Annotated in this window: 1 protein-coding gene, 1 tRNA gene and 1 pseudogene; all 3 read right to left on the bottom strand. The window is 73.8% G+C overall.

The features are described from left to right. Positions 1-62 precede the first annotated feature (62 nt). The gene (locus tag L7D48_RS28930; protein ID WP_206347453.1) at positions 63-257 is read right to left on the bottom strand and encodes a hypothetical protein; all 195 of its coding nucleotides are present in this window, start codon (positions 255-257) and stop codon (positions 63-65) included. Positions 258-419: 162 nt separating this feature from the next. Continuing rightward, positions 420-506: transfer RNA gene (locus tag L7D48_RS28925), tRNA-Ser, on the bottom strand. A 136-nt stretch (positions 507-642) separates the two neighbouring features. Then, positions 643-1,086 (bottom strand): annotated as a pseudogene (gene tadA, locus L7D48_RS28920) (tRNA adenosine(34) deaminase TadA); the annotation flags it as partial. Positions 1,087-1,179: the final 93 nt, after the last annotated feature.

Raw genomic sequence — 1,179 nt, 5'->3', positions numbered from 1 at the left:
CTCGTGGCGACGGCGCTCGCGACGGGGGTGCTCGCGAGGGCCGGCCCGTACGGACGGCCCGTTCAGTTCACCAGTTCGGACATGAAGGTCCCGACGCCCTTCGCGGCGCTGGAGATGCCCTCGAAGCCGATGCCGACGAGTTCGGCGGAGCGGTCGGGGGAGGTGATGATCGAGTACAGGATGAAGACGAGGAGTATGTAGAGCACGACCTTCTTCACGTCCACGGCGCTTGCCTCTCCCCGAACATCCCCGAACATCCCGGACGTCCCCGAACACAGGACCGCCCGAGCGGTCGCGAGAGTCTAACCGGCGGCGACCGGCGCTCCCAGGGGTTGCGCGGGTGGTCCCGTCCGCGCCGGAGCGGGTGAGGCGGAGCACGGCGAAGGGCCCCCTCTTTCGAGGGGGCCCTTCGACTGCCGCGGTAGCGGTGGGATTTGAACCCACGGTGGAGTTGCCCCCACACTCGCTTTCGAGGCGAGCTCCTTCGGCCGCTCGGACACGCTACCGGGAGAGAGCCTAGCCCATGGTCGGGCGTGCGCCGAAATCGGTTCCCCGGGAAGCGCCCTCCCGGCCCTCCGCGGTCCCCCGCGGCGGTCGGGGAGCCGTGCGGGAAGGGGCGCGGGAGGGCGTACGGGCGGGCGCGCGGAAGAAGTCGGTGAGCAGGGCTCCGCACTCCCGCGCCAGCACTCCGGAGATCACCTCGGGCCGGTGGTTGAGCCGGCGGTCGCGCACGACGTCCCACAGGGAGCCCGCCGCGCCCGCCTTCTCGTCCACCGCTCCGTAGACGACCCTCTCCAGCCGGGACAGCACGATCGCGCCCGCGCACATCGTGCACGGCTCCAGCGTCACCACCAGGGTGCAGCCCGACAGCCGCCACTCGCCGACCGCCCGGGCGGCCTCGCGGATCGCCACGACCTCCGCGTGCGCCGTGGGGTCGCCGGTCGCCTCGCGCTCGTTGCGGCCGAGCCCCAGGAGCGCGCCGTCAGGACCCAGGACGACCGCGCCGACGGGCACGTCACCGGTTCCGGGAGCCCGTGCGGCCTCGGCCAGGGCACGGCGCATCGCCGCCCGCCACGGGTCGCGCAGCGGGTCGGCCGTCTCGTCCGGGGAACGCCCGGTGTCAGGGGGGCCCGGGGGCTCCGGGGATTCCGGGTGGGGTGCCTGCGGGTCCGGCGGAAC

Origin of the sequence: Streptomyces sp. ICN903 (assembly GCF_022015835.1) — a bacterium.
GTDB classification, from domain to species: Bacteria; Actinomycetota; Actinomycetes; order Streptomycetales; family Streptomycetaceae; genus Streptomyces; species Streptomyces fenghuangensis.
This window is presented reverse-complemented; position numbering and strand designations above follow the sequence as displayed.